General features: G+C 60.6%; 14 protein-coding genes. 8 read left to right on the forward strand and 6 right to left on the reverse strand.

Features of this window, described 5'->3' with window-relative positions:
• Positions 1–22: 22 nt before the first annotated feature.
• The 3 genes from AC1965_RS17435 to AC1965_RS17445 all read right to left on the reverse strand — a co-directional run bounded on the left by AC1965_RS17435 (position 23) and on the right by AC1965_RS17445 (position 3,101).
• Positions 23–388 (reverse strand): hypothetical protein, encoded by a 366-nt coding sequence (locus AC1965_RS17435; RefSeq protein WP_483885094.1) that lies wholly within the window; start codon positions 386–388, stop codon positions 23–25.
• Positions 385–1,503 (reverse strand): FAD-binding protein, encoded by a 1,119-nt coding sequence (locus tag AC1965_RS17440; protein ID WP_483885095.1) that lies wholly within the window; start codon positions 1,501–1,503, stop codon positions 385–387. Before AC1965_RS17440 ends, AC1965_RS17435 begins: the two co-directional genes overlap by 4 nt.
• A 146-nt stretch (positions 1,504–1,649) precedes the next feature.
• Positions 1,650–3,101, reverse strand: a complete 1,452-nt coding sequence (locus AC1965_RS17445) for an FAD-linked oxidase C-terminal domain-containing protein (protein ID WP_483885096.1) — start codon at positions 3,099–3,101, stop codon at positions 1,650–1,652.
• 247 nt (positions 3,102–3,348) lie between these two features.
• Here AC1965_RS17445 and AC1965_RS17450 point away from each other — a divergent pair, with 247 nt between their 5' ends.
• Positions 3,349–3,702: a hypothetical protein gene (locus AC1965_RS17450; RefSeq protein ID WP_483885097.1), complete on the forward strand. Its 354-nt coding sequence runs from the start codon at positions 3,349–3,351 to the stop codon at positions 3,700–3,702.
• 33 nt (positions 3,703–3,735) lie between these two features.
• Here AC1965_RS17450 and rlmH read toward each other — a convergent pair whose 3' ends face one another.
• From rlmH to AC1965_RS17465, 3 genes are all read right to left on the reverse strand, one after another.
• On the reverse strand, positions 3,736–4,206 hold the full coding sequence (gene rlmH, locus AC1965_RS17455) for a 23S rRNA (pseudouridine(1915)-N(3))-methyltransferase RlmH (protein WP_483885098.1): 471 nt from the start codon (positions 4,204–4,206) through the stop codon (positions 3,736–3,738).
• 16 nt (positions 4,207–4,222) lie between these two features.
• Positions 4,223–4,594 (reverse strand): ribosome silencing factor, encoded by a 372-nt coding sequence (gene rsfS, locus AC1965_RS17460; protein WP_483885099.1) that lies wholly within the window; start codon positions 4,592–4,594, stop codon positions 4,223–4,225.
• 228 nt (positions 4,595–4,822) lie between these two features.
• Positions 4,823–6,178, reverse strand: coding sequence for a mechanosensitive ion channel family protein (locus AC1965_RS17465; RefSeq protein ID WP_483885100.1), 1,356 nt, complete (start codon positions 6,176–6,178; stop codon positions 4,823–4,825).
• Positions 6,179–6,354: 176 nt separating this feature from the next.
• On the opposite strand from AC1965_RS17465, the gene AC1965_RS17470 reads away from it, so the two are divergent.
• The 7 genes from AC1965_RS17470 to AC1965_RS17500 all read left to right on the forward strand — a co-directional run bounded on the left by AC1965_RS17470 (position 6,355) and on the right by AC1965_RS17500 (position 11,979).
• Complete coding sequence (locus AC1965_RS17470; RefSeq protein WP_483885101.1) at positions 6,355–6,579, forward strand: hypothetical protein; 225 nt, start codon at positions 6,355–6,357, stop codon at positions 6,577–6,579.
• Entirely contained in the window at positions 6,579–6,773 is a 195-nt protein-coding gene (locus tag AC1965_RS17475) for a hypothetical protein (RefSeq protein WP_483885102.1), read from the forward strand. Before AC1965_RS17470 ends, AC1965_RS17475 begins: the two co-directional genes overlap by 1 nt.
• The gene (locus AC1965_RS17480; protein WP_483885103.1) at positions 6,773–6,961 is read left to right on the forward strand and encodes a hypothetical protein; all 189 of its coding nucleotides are present in this window, start codon (positions 6,773–6,775) and stop codon (positions 6,959–6,961) included. The genes AC1965_RS17475 and AC1965_RS17480 overlap by 1 nt, the downstream gene beginning before the upstream one ends.
• Positions 6,962–7,731: 770 nt before the next feature.
• Positions 7,732–9,138: a 3-isopropylmalate dehydratase large subunit gene (gene leuC, locus AC1965_RS17485; RefSeq protein WP_483885104.1), complete on the forward strand. Its 1,407-nt coding sequence runs from the start codon at positions 7,732–7,734 to the stop codon at positions 9,136–9,138.
• Between the two features lie 104 nt (positions 9,139–9,242).
• A complete protein-coding gene (leuD, locus tag AC1965_RS17490) occupies positions 9,243–9,848 on the forward strand; it encodes a 3-isopropylmalate dehydratase small subunit (protein WP_483885105.1) in 606 nt (201 codons plus the stop codon).
• Positions 9,849–10,165: 317 nt separating this feature from the next.
• Positions 10,166–10,990 carry a hypothetical protein gene (locus AC1965_RS17495; RefSeq protein WP_483885106.1) on the forward strand — a complete coding sequence of 275 codons (825 nt, stop codon included), beginning with the start codon at positions 10,166–10,168 and terminating at the stop codon, positions 10,988–10,990.
• Positions 10,987–11,979, forward strand: coding sequence for an endonuclease/exonuclease/phosphatase family protein (locus tag AC1965_RS17500; RefSeq protein WP_483887079.1), 993 nt, complete (start codon positions 10,987–10,989; stop codon positions 11,977–11,979). The genes AC1965_RS17495 and AC1965_RS17500 overlap by 4 nt, the downstream gene beginning before the upstream one ends.
• The last annotated feature ends 6 nt before the right edge of the window (positions 11,980–11,985 follow it).

Consider the following 11,985-nt stretch of genomic DNA (forward strand, 5'->3'; position numbering starts at 1 on the left):
CGGTCGTGAATGAATGAAAGTTCTAGCCGCGCATCAACTCGGCAAAGACCAGGCCGAACCATGGCACCGTGGTACCGGCCGCACCGACTGCAGATGTCCAACGCTGCATCTTCAGACCGGGATCGGCCCGCCGCAACGCCTGGACAACCAGCGCAATCGCGGCGATCCACGCCCCCCAGACCAGCGCGATCCAGACACCGATGAACAATGGGCTGCCGCCCCAGCGCGCGCTGCCCAGATAGCGCAGCATCACCGCCGCCGCGAAACATCCGATGCAGAACACCGCCAGCAGCCGCAGGGCCCTGATGCCGGGCTTGGGTGCCGTCAACCGCTGAAAAACCATCGGCCCCACCAGAAAGATGATCAGAAAAACAACTGTCAGCGTCATGTCACGTCCTGCATCAGCCCCGCATTGAATATGCCCGACGGATCAAACCGCGCCCGCAACCCGGCGCTCAGGCGCGCCACCCCGGCGCTCTCAGGCTCAAACCGGCCCCGCGCGGCCAATGTGGCCGCGTCCGCCCGGATCAGGGTCGCATGACCATCATAATACCCCAAGCGGCTGCGCAGGTCACAGCCCGCGGGCATCGCCAGCCAGACCAGTCCACCGGCCCAATCAAACAGATGCGCCTCGGCCCCTGCGCGCGCGGCAATCTCGGCGCCTTGCGTGGGGCGGCACGACACCCGCCAGATGTCGCCCGGCACCCCTTGAAATGCAAGCAAATCGCGCTGCGCGCGCCAGCATTCTACCGTCGCTGCATCTTCCAGCACCGACATCTCGGCCCCGCAATCTGCCAACCACAGCCGCAATCGGCCCAAACGATACCGTACCGAGGCTTCAAACCCTTCGACCCGCACCATGGTCCGCCCCGCCGCTGGATCATGCGCGGCGCCGGTGACATCATAAGGGCTGCCCATGGCACGCGTCATCGCCGCCACTGCCGCAGCATCCTCAAGACCATGCAACACCAAAGTCGCCTGCGTCTCGGGTTTGGGCAAAACCTTAAACGATACCTCGCTCAACACACCTAAGGTGCCGAACGACCCCGCCATCAGCTTGACCAAATCATAGCCGGTGACGTTCTTCATCACCCGCCCACCATTCTTGATCACCTCGCCCCGGCCATCGACAAACCGAACCCCCAGCAGGAAATCCCGCGCCGCACCCACCGCGATCCGCCGCGGCCCGCTGACATTGGCGGCAAAGACACCACCGATGGTAGGCTCCCCTCCACGTTGCAGCACCCCGCGGTGGTCCATCGGCTCGAACGCCAGCCGCTGCCCCTCGGCATCCAGCGCCGAAACAATCTCGGTCACCGGCGTCCCTGCCCGCGCCACCAGCGTCAGCGCGCCCGGCTCGTACAGCGTGATCCCACGCAGCCCGGCCAAAGACAGCGCCGCCCCCGGCCCCGCCATGCCGCGCGTATTGCCGCCACGCACGGAAAAAGCCCCGCCAGCCCCGCGCACCGCCGCCACCAACTCTGCCTCGTCGCTGATCTTCATTCTCTTTTTGGTCCTAATATTCCCGGGGGGTTTGGGGGGCTGGCCCCCCAATAAATATCTCGGTTTGGGGGGCTTTCCCAAAGCAGGCGTCTCGGTTTAGACCGCCAGCCCCCAGCAGGTGTCTCGGTCCGGGGACAGCCCCCATATCACGCCGCAGCCACCGCTCCCGCCCCGCGCCGCGCTTCGGTCACGTCCAGTGGAAACACCTTCGCCGGGTTCAACAGCCACGTCGGGTCAAACACATCCTTCACCACCATCTGCGCCTCAAGATCGGCCAAACCGTACTGCACATGCATCAGGTCGCGCTTTTCGATCCCCACGCCATGCTCGCCGGTCAGACATCCCCCCACCTCAACACATAGTTTCAGAATATCCGCGCCAAACGCCTCACAAAGCTCCAGATCGCCGGGCTTGTTGGCATCAAACAGGATCAGCGGATGCATATTGCCGTCGCCGGCGTGAAACACATTGCCAACCCGCAGCCCATACTCTGCCGACATCTCGCCAATCCGCCGCAGCACCTGCGGCAAGGCCGAGACCGGGATCGTGCCGTCCAGACACATGTAATCGTTGATCTGACCCATCGCCCCAAAGGCCGATTTGCGCCCCAGCCAGATCGCCGCCGATTCCTCTGCCGATTTACTCTCACGCAGTTCAACCGGATTATGTCGCCGCGCGATTTCCATGATCAGTCCAAGTTGATGATCAATCTCCGCATCCGACCCCTCAACCTCAACAATCAGCAGGGCCTCGCACATCGGGTATCCGGCATGGGCAAAGGCCTCGGTTGCCTCGATACAGGGCCGGTCCATGAATTCGATCGCCACGGGAAGCACGCCCGCCTTGATGATCTCCGACACACAGGCCCCGGCCACCTCGTTGTCGTCAAACCCCATCAGGACCGGACGCGCGCCCTCGGGTTTGGGCAGGATGCGCAGGGTCGCCTCTGTCACGACACCCAATTGTCCCTCCGAGCCGCAGATCACACCCAATAGGTCCAACCCTCCGGCGTCCAGATATCCGCCACCGATCTCGACGATCTCGCCGTCCATAAGAACCAGTGTCACCCCCATCAGGTTGTTGGTGGTCACCCCGTATTTCAGGCAATGGGCACCGCCGGAGTTCATCGCGATATTGCCTGCGATGGCACAGGCCAACTGGCTCGACGGATCAGGTGCATAGAAAAAACCGTCTGCCTCGACAGCGCCGGTCACGCTCAGATTGGTGCGCCCGGTCTGCACCCGGATCAGGCGGTTATCGTAATCAGTCTCCAGCACCTGCGTCATCCGCGCCACCCCCAGCACGACACAATCGGCCGTCGGCAATGCCCCCCCGGCCAGCGATGTGCCGGACCCGCGCGGTACCACAGGCACGCCTTCCTCAAAGCAGATGCGCAACACGGCAGAGACTTCTGCGGTGCTGCTGGGCAGAGTGACAACCATGGGCGGGCATTTGTAGGCGGTCAGCGCGTCGCATTCATAGGCGCGGGTCTGGCGAATGTCGTCGATCACTGCCGTGGTGGGCAGAACATCCCGCAGCCGTGCCACCACACGCGCCTTGCGGCCCATAACACCCGCATCGGGAATCGGCATTTCCATGGCTGCTCCTCCAAGTTGGTAAAATTATATGACCAATTTATCAAATTGACAAGCAACCCTGAGTTTGAACGTCCGCTTCCTCCAGCGACAGCCCACCAAAATAGTGGGCGTTGACCCCCTGCGCACTGGTGTAATTGCGCAACGCATCGGGCCAGTGAACAAGCAAATATTACATCGTGACAGCGAATCCCTTGGAAGGGTGCCGCGAGGCGCTATATGTCCTTCGTCCTTCACAAGGGTTAATCCCATGTTAATTCGTAGCCTAATCTTTCTTTTATGCGTTGCAGCCCCGGCCCTGGCCGATGTTCCTGTTGTGCAGAACGTCAACATGTCCCAATCCGGCGATCTTTGGCGCTTTGACGTGACGATCAAACACGACGACAAGGGCTGGGACGACTACGCTGATGCATGGCGTATCATTGATGCCAACGGCAAGGACTTGGGCACCCGCGATCTTGCGCACCCCCATGTCGACGAACAGCCGTTCACACGGTCGCTATCCAACGTACGCATTCCGGCGGATGTGACTGAAATCGGCATTCAGGTGCACGATACGATCAACGGCTGGTCGCCAAACATCAAACGCATCAAACTGCGCTGAACTGCGCGGTTTTGTGGTCATATTGCTATGCGGTTAATCCCGGTGGTACGGCCCGCCCGACAGGATGGACGCCGCGCGGTATAGCTGCTCGGCCAGCATCACACGCACCAGCATATGCGGCCAGACCATCTTGCCAAATGACAGGGCGTGGTCAGCTTCGGCCCGCAGACTGGGGTCGATACCGTCAGCCCCGCCGATAATCAGCGCCAGATCACCGCGCCCGGCATCGCGCCAGTCGCCCAGACGGCGGGCAAATGCAGGCGAGGCTTCCACCCTGCCACGCTCATCCAAAACACAAATGACCGCGCCCGCCGGGATGGCGCGGCGCAGCAACACAGCCTCTGCCGCCATGCCGCCGTTTTTCTTGTCTTCCAACTCGTACAGGCGCGCAGGGCCAAGGCCCAGCGCGCGCCCGGTTCTGTCGAACCGTGTGAGATAATCATCGACAAGTGATTTTTCCGGGCCGGCACGCAGCCGCCCCATGGCACAGATATGAACCCGCATCAGCCGCCGCGCGGCGTCAGTTCTGGGCGACAGTCGATGGCGTATCGCCGCCCTGCCACATCTTTTCCAACTGGTAGAATTCGCGCACTTCGGGGCGGAACACATGCACAATGACGTCACCGGTGTCGATCAACACCCAGTCGCCAGTTTCTTTGCCTTCCGTCTTGGCCGTGCGGCCAGTGGCATCCTTGACGGTCTGGGCCAGCTTTTCGGCAATTGCCGAAACCTGCCGTGTCGACCGACCGGAACAGATCACCATGTAATCGCCCATGGCCGTTTTGCCGCGCAGATCAATCTGCACGATTTCTTCGGCCTTGTCGTCATCAAGTGAGGTGAGGATAAGCGCAAGCAGGTCTTCGCTGTTTGCGATTTGCTGGGTGGCTGTCATCGCCACCCCATGATCCACAGCGCGGGCTGCGTCAACGTTAAGAGACAGGACATCGTCCTCCTTCGTGATGCACCGCCTATGCTGAACGCTTGTCCCGGTGCCGGACGTGCTCAATTTAACAGCGCCGGCACGACAATTCAATGAATCCATTTACACAACATGAACGGCGGCGAAAAACCCCGTTTTATGCAAGACTTCAGGCCGGTGTGGCCTGCCCAGAACGAACCCTCAATCGGGCAGGTCCGCCGCCGCCCTTTGCCGCGCCAGCGACAGCTTGCTGTCCTCCAGCATCAACACCTCGCGCTGCGGGAAGGGGATCGAAATCTCGTTTTCCTTGAACGTATCCCACAGCGCCAGATAGACGTTACCACGGATATTGGTCAGCCCGCCGGTCGGGTCCTTGATCCAGAACCGCAGGATGTAATCCACCGAACTGTCGCCAAAACCCACGATATGACAGACCGGCGCCTTAAAGCTCAGCACCCGGTCCACGCTCTTGGCCGCGTCGATCGCCAACTTGCGCACCACATGCGGATCGTCGCCATATGCTGTGCCAAAATAGATATCCAACCGCACGAAATCATTGGAATGCGACCAGTTCACCACCTGACCGGTAATCAGATCCTCATTCGGGATCAGGTATTCCTTGCCGTCGCGCGTGACCACCGAGGCATAGCGCGCGCCCAGCGTCTGTATCCAGCCAAAGGTCTCGCCCAGTGAAATCACATCCCCCGGCTTGATCGACTTATCCAGCAGGATGATCACCCCCGACACAAGGTTCGACACCACCTTTTGCAGACCAAAACCCAGACCCACACCAATGGCACCAGACAGCACCGCCAGCCCGGTCAGATCGATCCCCACCGCTTTGACGCCCATGAAAAAGGCGACACCGTAAAGAGTTATCTGCAACCCCTTGACCGCCAGCACCTGCATCGACGGGCTGATATCCTCGTTCTTGCGGATATTCGCAGCGGTGGTCGTGCTTATCAGCCGCGCCACGGTAAAGAGCACACCAATGATCACCACCGCCGTGATGATTTTCAGCACCGACAGGCGGAAATCACCAATCGTCAGCGCCAGACCATCTAGAAATACCGACACTTCATCAGCGACATTCAGGAAATACAGGGTGGCATAAATCCACAGCCCCCATGTCACCAACCGCCGCAAGGGGCGGTTGCGCACCAGCCGCACCGCAAAGGCAATGCCAACCAACACCGCCGCCAGCGTTGCCGCCAGCCCGATCAAATAGGACCGCGACGGCCAGGTCAGGTTCTGCATCACCAGATACACCCCACCCGCCAGCACCGCGAACCACATCAACCCCAGCCGCCGCTTGACCTGCACCACCACCCGCAACTGCCACTTCGACCAGCCTTCGCGCGACCGGACCCAGTTCTGCAACAACGTGCCGCTGACCCGGTGCAGGCCCCAGGCCACAATCACCAGCACAACCACGATAATGATTTGATTTTGCCGCCAACCGGGGGAGACGATGCTTTGGGCAAAGCCCCATACTCCGGCAAACAGGATTTGAAGCGATACGAGAAAATCCACAAAAGGATCGGTCTGCGGGGTCATGTACGTCCCTTACTGATCAATACTCAAAACTTGCACAGCAACCCCGCCGGGGCAAGAAAGACCGCCCTGCGCGGAACCAGACAGCGCAATTCCTGCATATATCTTTCAACCCCAAGTTGGACTTTGCAGCCGCCATGCTGCATCATGCCAAAGCATAATATGTCAAAGGCCCGCCCATGACCGCCTCTCGCGCCATCTTTCTGGTCTTCTTTATCTGCGTGATTGCCTTTGTGATCTGGCGCAAAAAGCGGGCGCGCGGCGTGCAACCGCCCGCGCCCGAACAGATTCATGCGCCGCACAGGCCCGGACCGGGCTATGATCCGATAGAGGTCGCCCGCATGGAAATGGAGAGCCGCAACAGCGACGGCCCAGCCAAGATGCACGCGCAAAGGCTACTATGATGACTGTTATCCAAATGATATGGGTCGCCTTCTTTCTGGCCGTGGTGTCCTTTGTCATCTGGCGCTGGCGGCGGCGCGCCCGCAACCGCCCTGTGCAGACACATCAGGCCCACAGCCCCGGACCGGACTATGATCAGGACGAAATCAATCGCACGATGTTAAAGAGCAAGAACGCTCAAGTCCTGATGCGCTGATGACTGTTATCAAAGCCATTTTGATTGCCTTCGCGCTCTGTGTTCTGGCCTTTGTCATCTGGCGCTGGCGGCGCGTGCGCCGAACCCCGGTACAGACTCATCAGGCCCACAGCCCTGATACCGGCTATGACCGCGCCGCTATGGCCCGCAGTGCGATGCAAGGTCACGCAAATGGTGGTGAGCATTAACCAAAGTTGGCACACAGGGCACCCCAGCCCCGACACACTGCCACCACAGCCCGGGATCAAGCGCGCAGCGCGCCGGGCCATCGCCTGCCCGCCGTTTGATTTAAGGCGCACCTTCGGTGCGACGGGAAGGCGATTTTGCGCACACCCTCACCCGCGCGCACTCATCAACGCCCATACTGCCACCCGCCCGGAATCAAGCTGCAGGCGCCGGGCCATCGCCTGCCCGCCGTTTAATTAAGGCGCACCTTCGGTGCGACGGGAGGCGATTTTCCGCACACCTTCACCCCCGCGCCCTCATCAACGCCCATACTACCACTCAGCCCGGAATCAAGCGCACAGCGCGCCGGGCCATCGCCTGCCCGCCCCACGGGGAGGCGATTTAGATAGGCTAGGATCAAGTTTGATAAGTCACGCCAAGGTTGCACCATTAAGTGGGACGGATCAGCCGAATTAATCGCCACCCCACGGGCAAGCGCTGGCCCTCAGCATCCAATCGCCACCCGTCACGCCAAAGGCATGCTATCATTCACGGCGCAGCCCCGGTGCGACGGGCAGCCGCTGGCCCTATCCACCCCTTATCCACAACGACACCTTGCGAGACTCAGCAAGGCTCTATATCCATCCCCCCATGATACTGGTGTTTGATCTGGACGACCGCGCGCGCCTGCGCGAACGCTTCTTCGGGGCGACGCACAGCGTGCTCGCGCGGGGCTAAGCCCACCCACACGCCCACCACCCCAAAATTTTCCAAACAACGGGAGAGGACCATCATGTCCCCCAAGACACTCTACGATAAAATCTGGGACGCCCATGTCGCCCACGAGGCCGACGACGGCACCTGCTTGCTTTATATCGACCGCCACCTTGTACACGAGGTCACCAGCCCGCAGGCCTTTGAAGGGCTGCGCATGACGGGCCGCACCGTGCGCGCGCCTGATAAAACTATCGCCGTGCCGGATCATAACGTGCCCACCACGCTGGACCGCGCCAATGCCGCCACCATGACCGAAGACAGCCGCATCCAGGTCGAAGCGCTCGATAAGAACGCCCGCGATTTCGGCATCCACTATTACCCTGTGTCCGACGTGCGCCAAGGCATCGTGCATATCATCGGGCCTGAACAGGGCTGGACCCTGCCGGGCATGACCGTGGTCTGCGGCGACAGCCACACATCGACCCACGGCGCATTCGGCGCGCTGGCCCACGGCATCGGCACCTCCGAAGTTGAACACGTTCTTGCCACCCAAACGCTGATCCAGCGCAAGGGCAAGAACATGAAGGTCGAAATCACCGGCAAACTGCGCCCCGGCGTCACGGCCAAAGACATCACTCTGTCCGTCATCGGCGTTACCGGCACCGCTGGCGGCACCGGCTATGTCATCGAATACTGCGGCGAAGCGATCCGCGATTTGTCGATGGAAGGCCGCATGACCGTCTGCAACATGGCGATCGAGGGCGGCGCGCGCGCGGGCCTGATCGCGCCAGATGAAAAGACGTTTGAATATTGCATGGGTCGCCCCCACGCCCCCAAAGGCGCCCAGTGGGAAGCGGCACTTGCCTGGTGGAAAACCCTCTATTCCGATGATGACGCCCATTGGGACAAGGTGATCACCCTCAAGGGCGAAGATATCGCGCCCGTGGTCACATGGGGCACCTCGCCCGAAGACGTGCTGCCGATCACAGCCAATGTCCCTGCCGCCGCAGATTTCAAAGGTGGCAAGATCGAAGCCGCCCAGCGCGCGCTTGACTACATGGGCCTGACCCCCGGTCAGCCGCTGTCAGAGGTCAAGATCGACACCGTGTTTATCGGCTCGTGCACCAATGGCCGCATCGAAGACCTGCGCGCCGCCGCCGCGATCCTCAAGGGCAAAAAGGTCAAGGACGGTCTGCGCGCAATGATCGTGCCCGGCTCGGGCCTTGTGCGCGCACAGGCCGAAGAAGAAGGGCTGGCCGATATCTTCAAGGAGGCCGGCTTTGAATGGCGTCTGGCGGGCTGTTCCATGTGCCTTGCCATGAACCCCGATCAACTGGCCCCCGGCGAACGCTGTGCCGCCACGTCCAACCGCAACTTCGAGGGCCGTCAGGGTCGGGGCGGACGCACCCACCTGATGTCACCTGCGATGGCGGCTGCGGCGGCGATCACCGGCCATCTGACCGATGTTCGGGACATGATGTAGTTTGCGTATGCACGCGCGGTGTACGCCCGGTGTACATCGTGTGACATTTAACCTTTCCTTAAAGACCACTAGATTTAGTGGTCGGAAATTAGGAGTTCATTAAGATGGACAAATTCGACACCCTTACAGGCATCGCCGCCCCGATGCCGATGATCAACATCGACACAGATATGATCATTCCCAAGCAGTTTTTGAAAACGATCAAGCGGTCAGGCCTTGGCGTGAACCTGTTTGATGAAATGCGCTATGGCGACGATGGGCAGGAACTGCCTGATTTCGTGCTGAATAAACCGCAATACCGTGATGCCGAAGTGTTGGTGGCAGGCGATAACTTTGGCTGCGGCTCCTCGCGTGAACACGCGCCTTGGGCGATCAAGGATTTCGGCATCCGCTGCGTCATCGCGCCGTCCTTTGCGGATATTTTCTACAACAACTGTTTCAAGAACGGCATCTTGCCAATCGCCCTGCCGCAGGAACAGGTGGACGTGCTGATGAAAGACGCCGAAAACGGCGCCAACGCCCGCATGACCATTGATCTTCAGGCCCAGACGGTCACGACGTCGGACGGCGAGACCTTTTCCTTTGAAGTGGATGCCTTCAAAAAGCACTGCCTTTTGAACGGTCTGGATGACATCGGCCTGACCATGGAAAAGGCCGCGAACATCGACAGCTACGAATCTACCCTCGCCCAAAGCCGCCCTTGGGTTTGATAAATTGTTAAGCCGTCGCCCAGCCTAAAATGATCAGGCTGGGCGCGCGCTTGTGGACGTTTCTGCCCCGCCCACAAGATGTTGCGGTCTGCCATCATTCCGCCATCAAATAGATGCAAGAACGCACCACCCCCACCTTCAAAATGCCCAAACCTTTACGTCTTGTTAACTAACAGCCTTGAGCAATGAGATGAAAGAAGGCACAAATTGGGCAATAATGAGGCAAGCCCCGCACCACGGGGAAAACAAGTTGGAACAAGCACGCGGCAATGCATCGCGGCTGGCCAGTTTGGAAGGGCAGAATAGTGATTGGACGGATGACAGGCGCGGCAACGCGTGGCCTTTTGGTGGCGTTGTTGATTGCAACACCGGCGCTCTTCCTGCCCGGCGTGGCTGCTGACTCCAGCCAGATCACTGTGCTAGTCGCCCTCCTGGCCGCCTTTCTGACGTTTGTCGAATACAACTCCAACTTTCCCAGCATTGTCGAATTTCGCGAGGCACCGCCGTTCAACCGCCTCCGCTTTATCTGCCTGTTCGTGACCGTTCTCATCCTGTCTGCCATCACCCGAGGCCAGACAGATCCGTCGGTGCTGACCGGGGCTTTGACGTCAATCGGTACGATCATCGGTAATGCCATTGATTTCCCCTATTCACCGGTGCGCTTGATTGTCCTAATGCTCCCGGAAGACGCGCCTGCAAGCCTTGTAAACACAGTGCGAACGGCGGCAGGGCTTGCTTATCTGGTCTCGCTCGTGGCGATGGCCGCCTTTGTAGTGCTCGTGCGACTCCTGGGTTGGCCTGCGCGTCAGGGTGCCTTCAACGTATGGGTTAACCTGCCTCTGTTTGACCCGACCGCCGGGGGCGACGTGCTCTATCGGCTGCAACGCGATGCGCGGGTGAACATCACGCTGGGCTTCTTGCTGCCTTTCATCATCCCCGCAGTGGTCAAGGCCGCCGCCGATCTGGTAGACCCAATCACGCTGAGCAATCCGCAAACCCTGATTTGGACAATAAGCGCATGGGCCTTTCTTCCCGCCAGCATGATCATGCGCGGCATCGCGATGAGCCGTGTCGCCGAGATGATCCAGGACAAACGCCGCCGCGCCTACGCCGACGCGCAAGCAGGTTTGCAAGCGGCCTGATCTGCGCCGCGCTTCTGGCCCTGCTGGGCACAGGCGCCGCTGCCGACCCACTGCGTGTCGCCACTTTCAACACCGAATTGTCCCGCGACGGCCCCGGCCTGCTGCTGCGCGATATCCTGCGCGGCGATGATCCGAAGGTGATGGCCGTCGTCCGCAGCATCACAGAAATATCGCCCGACGTAATTACCTTGCAAGGCGTCGACTATGATCTTGAGCTGAGCGCGCTCAGCGCCCTGGCCGACGCGCTGAGCGCTGCAGGCGCACCTTACCCCCACCGCTATGCCGCGCCACCAAACGCCGGGCGAATGACAGATTTCGATTTGGATGGCGATGGCAGGCTCGGGGGGCCAGGAGATGCGCAGGGGTATGGGAGTTTCTATGGTCAAGGGGCCATGGCGATCCTGTCGCGCTACCCTGTGCAGACGGCGGCGGTGCAGGACTTTTCTGCGCTGCTCTGGCGCGACCTGCCCGGCGCATCGCTGCCCTATACCGCTGCCGGACGCTTTCCCAGCACCGACGCGCTTGCGATACAGCGCCTGTCCACCAACGGCCATTGGAGCGTGCCTATCGACGTGCCCGATCTGGGCACCGTCACCCTTCTGACTTTTCATGCCACGCCGCCGGTTTTTGATGGGCCAGAAGACCGCAACGGCAAACGCAACCATGACGAGGTCACCTTTTGGACGCAGCATCTGGCCGGCACTATCGGCCAACCGCCCGTGCAGCAATTCATCCTGCTGGGCGATGCCAACCTTGACCCCACGCGCGGCGACGGGCGCGGAGCGGCGATCACCGCACTGCTCGGCAACCCAGCATTGCAAGACCCGCTGCCGGATCAGGCGACGGTCTCGTGGGATCAAACCGGACCGATGCGGGTGGATTACATTCTGCCCTCCTCAGATTGGCGCGTGGTTGATAGCGGCATACACTGGCAAGTCAGTGACCCTGCCAGCCGACACGCGCTGATCTGGGTAGATCTGGACAGGTAGGCGCGC

The sequence above is a fragment of the Sulfitobacter sp. KMM 9851 genome, from assembly GCF_057178245.1.

What these genes read in the sequence shown, in the direction of transcription:
- AC1965_RS17435 (WP_483885094.1), bottom strand. Translation starts at nt 388, where the DNA reads ATGACGCTGACAGTTGTTTTTCTGATCATCTTTCTGGTGGGGCCGATG.
- AC1965_RS17440 (WP_483885095.1), bottom strand. Translation starts at nt 1,503, where the DNA reads ATGAAGATCAGCGACGAGGCAGAGTTGGTGGCGGCGGTGCGCGGGGCT.
- AC1965_RS17445 (WP_483885096.1), bottom strand. Translation starts at nt 3,101, where the DNA reads ATGGAAATGCCGATTCCCGATGCGGGTGTTATGGGCCGCAAGGCGCGT.
- AC1965_RS17450 (WP_483885097.1), top strand. Translation starts at nt 3,349, where the DNA reads ATGTTAATTCGTAGCCTAATCTTTCTTTTATGCGTTGCAGCCCCGGCC.
- rlmH (WP_483885098.1), bottom strand. Translation starts at nt 4,206, where the DNA reads ATGCGGGTTCATATCTGTGCCATGGGGCGGCTGCGTGCCGGCCCGGAA.
- rsfS (WP_483885099.1), bottom strand. Translation starts at nt 4,594, where the DNA reads ATGACAGCCACCCAGCAAATCGCAAACAGCGAAGACCTGCTTGCGCTT.
- AC1965_RS17465 (WP_483885100.1), bottom strand. Translation starts at nt 6,178, where the DNA reads ATGACCCCGCAGACCGATCCTTTTGTGGATTTTCTCGTATCGCTTCAA.
- AC1965_RS17470 (WP_483885101.1), top strand. Translation starts at nt 6,355, where the DNA reads ATGACCGCCTCTCGCGCCATCTTTCTGGTCTTCTTTATCTGCGTGATT.
- AC1965_RS17475 (WP_483885102.1), top strand. Translation starts at nt 6,579, where the DNA reads ATGACTGTTATCCAAATGATATGGGTCGCCTTCTTTCTGGCCGTGGTG.
- AC1965_RS17480 (WP_483885103.1), top strand. Translation starts at nt 6,773, where the DNA reads ATGACTGTTATCAAAGCCATTTTGATTGCCTTCGCGCTCTGTGTTCTG.
- leuC (WP_483885104.1), top strand. Translation starts at nt 7,732, where the DNA reads ATGTCCCCCAAGACACTCTACGATAAAATCTGGGACGCCCATGTCGCC.
- leuD (WP_483885105.1), top strand. Translation starts at nt 9,243, where the DNA reads ATGGACAAATTCGACACCCTTACAGGCATCGCCGCCCCGATGCCGATG.
- AC1965_RS17495 (WP_483885106.1), top strand. Translation starts at nt 10,166, where the DNA reads ATGACAGGCGCGGCAACGCGTGGCCTTTTGGTGGCGTTGTTGATTGCA.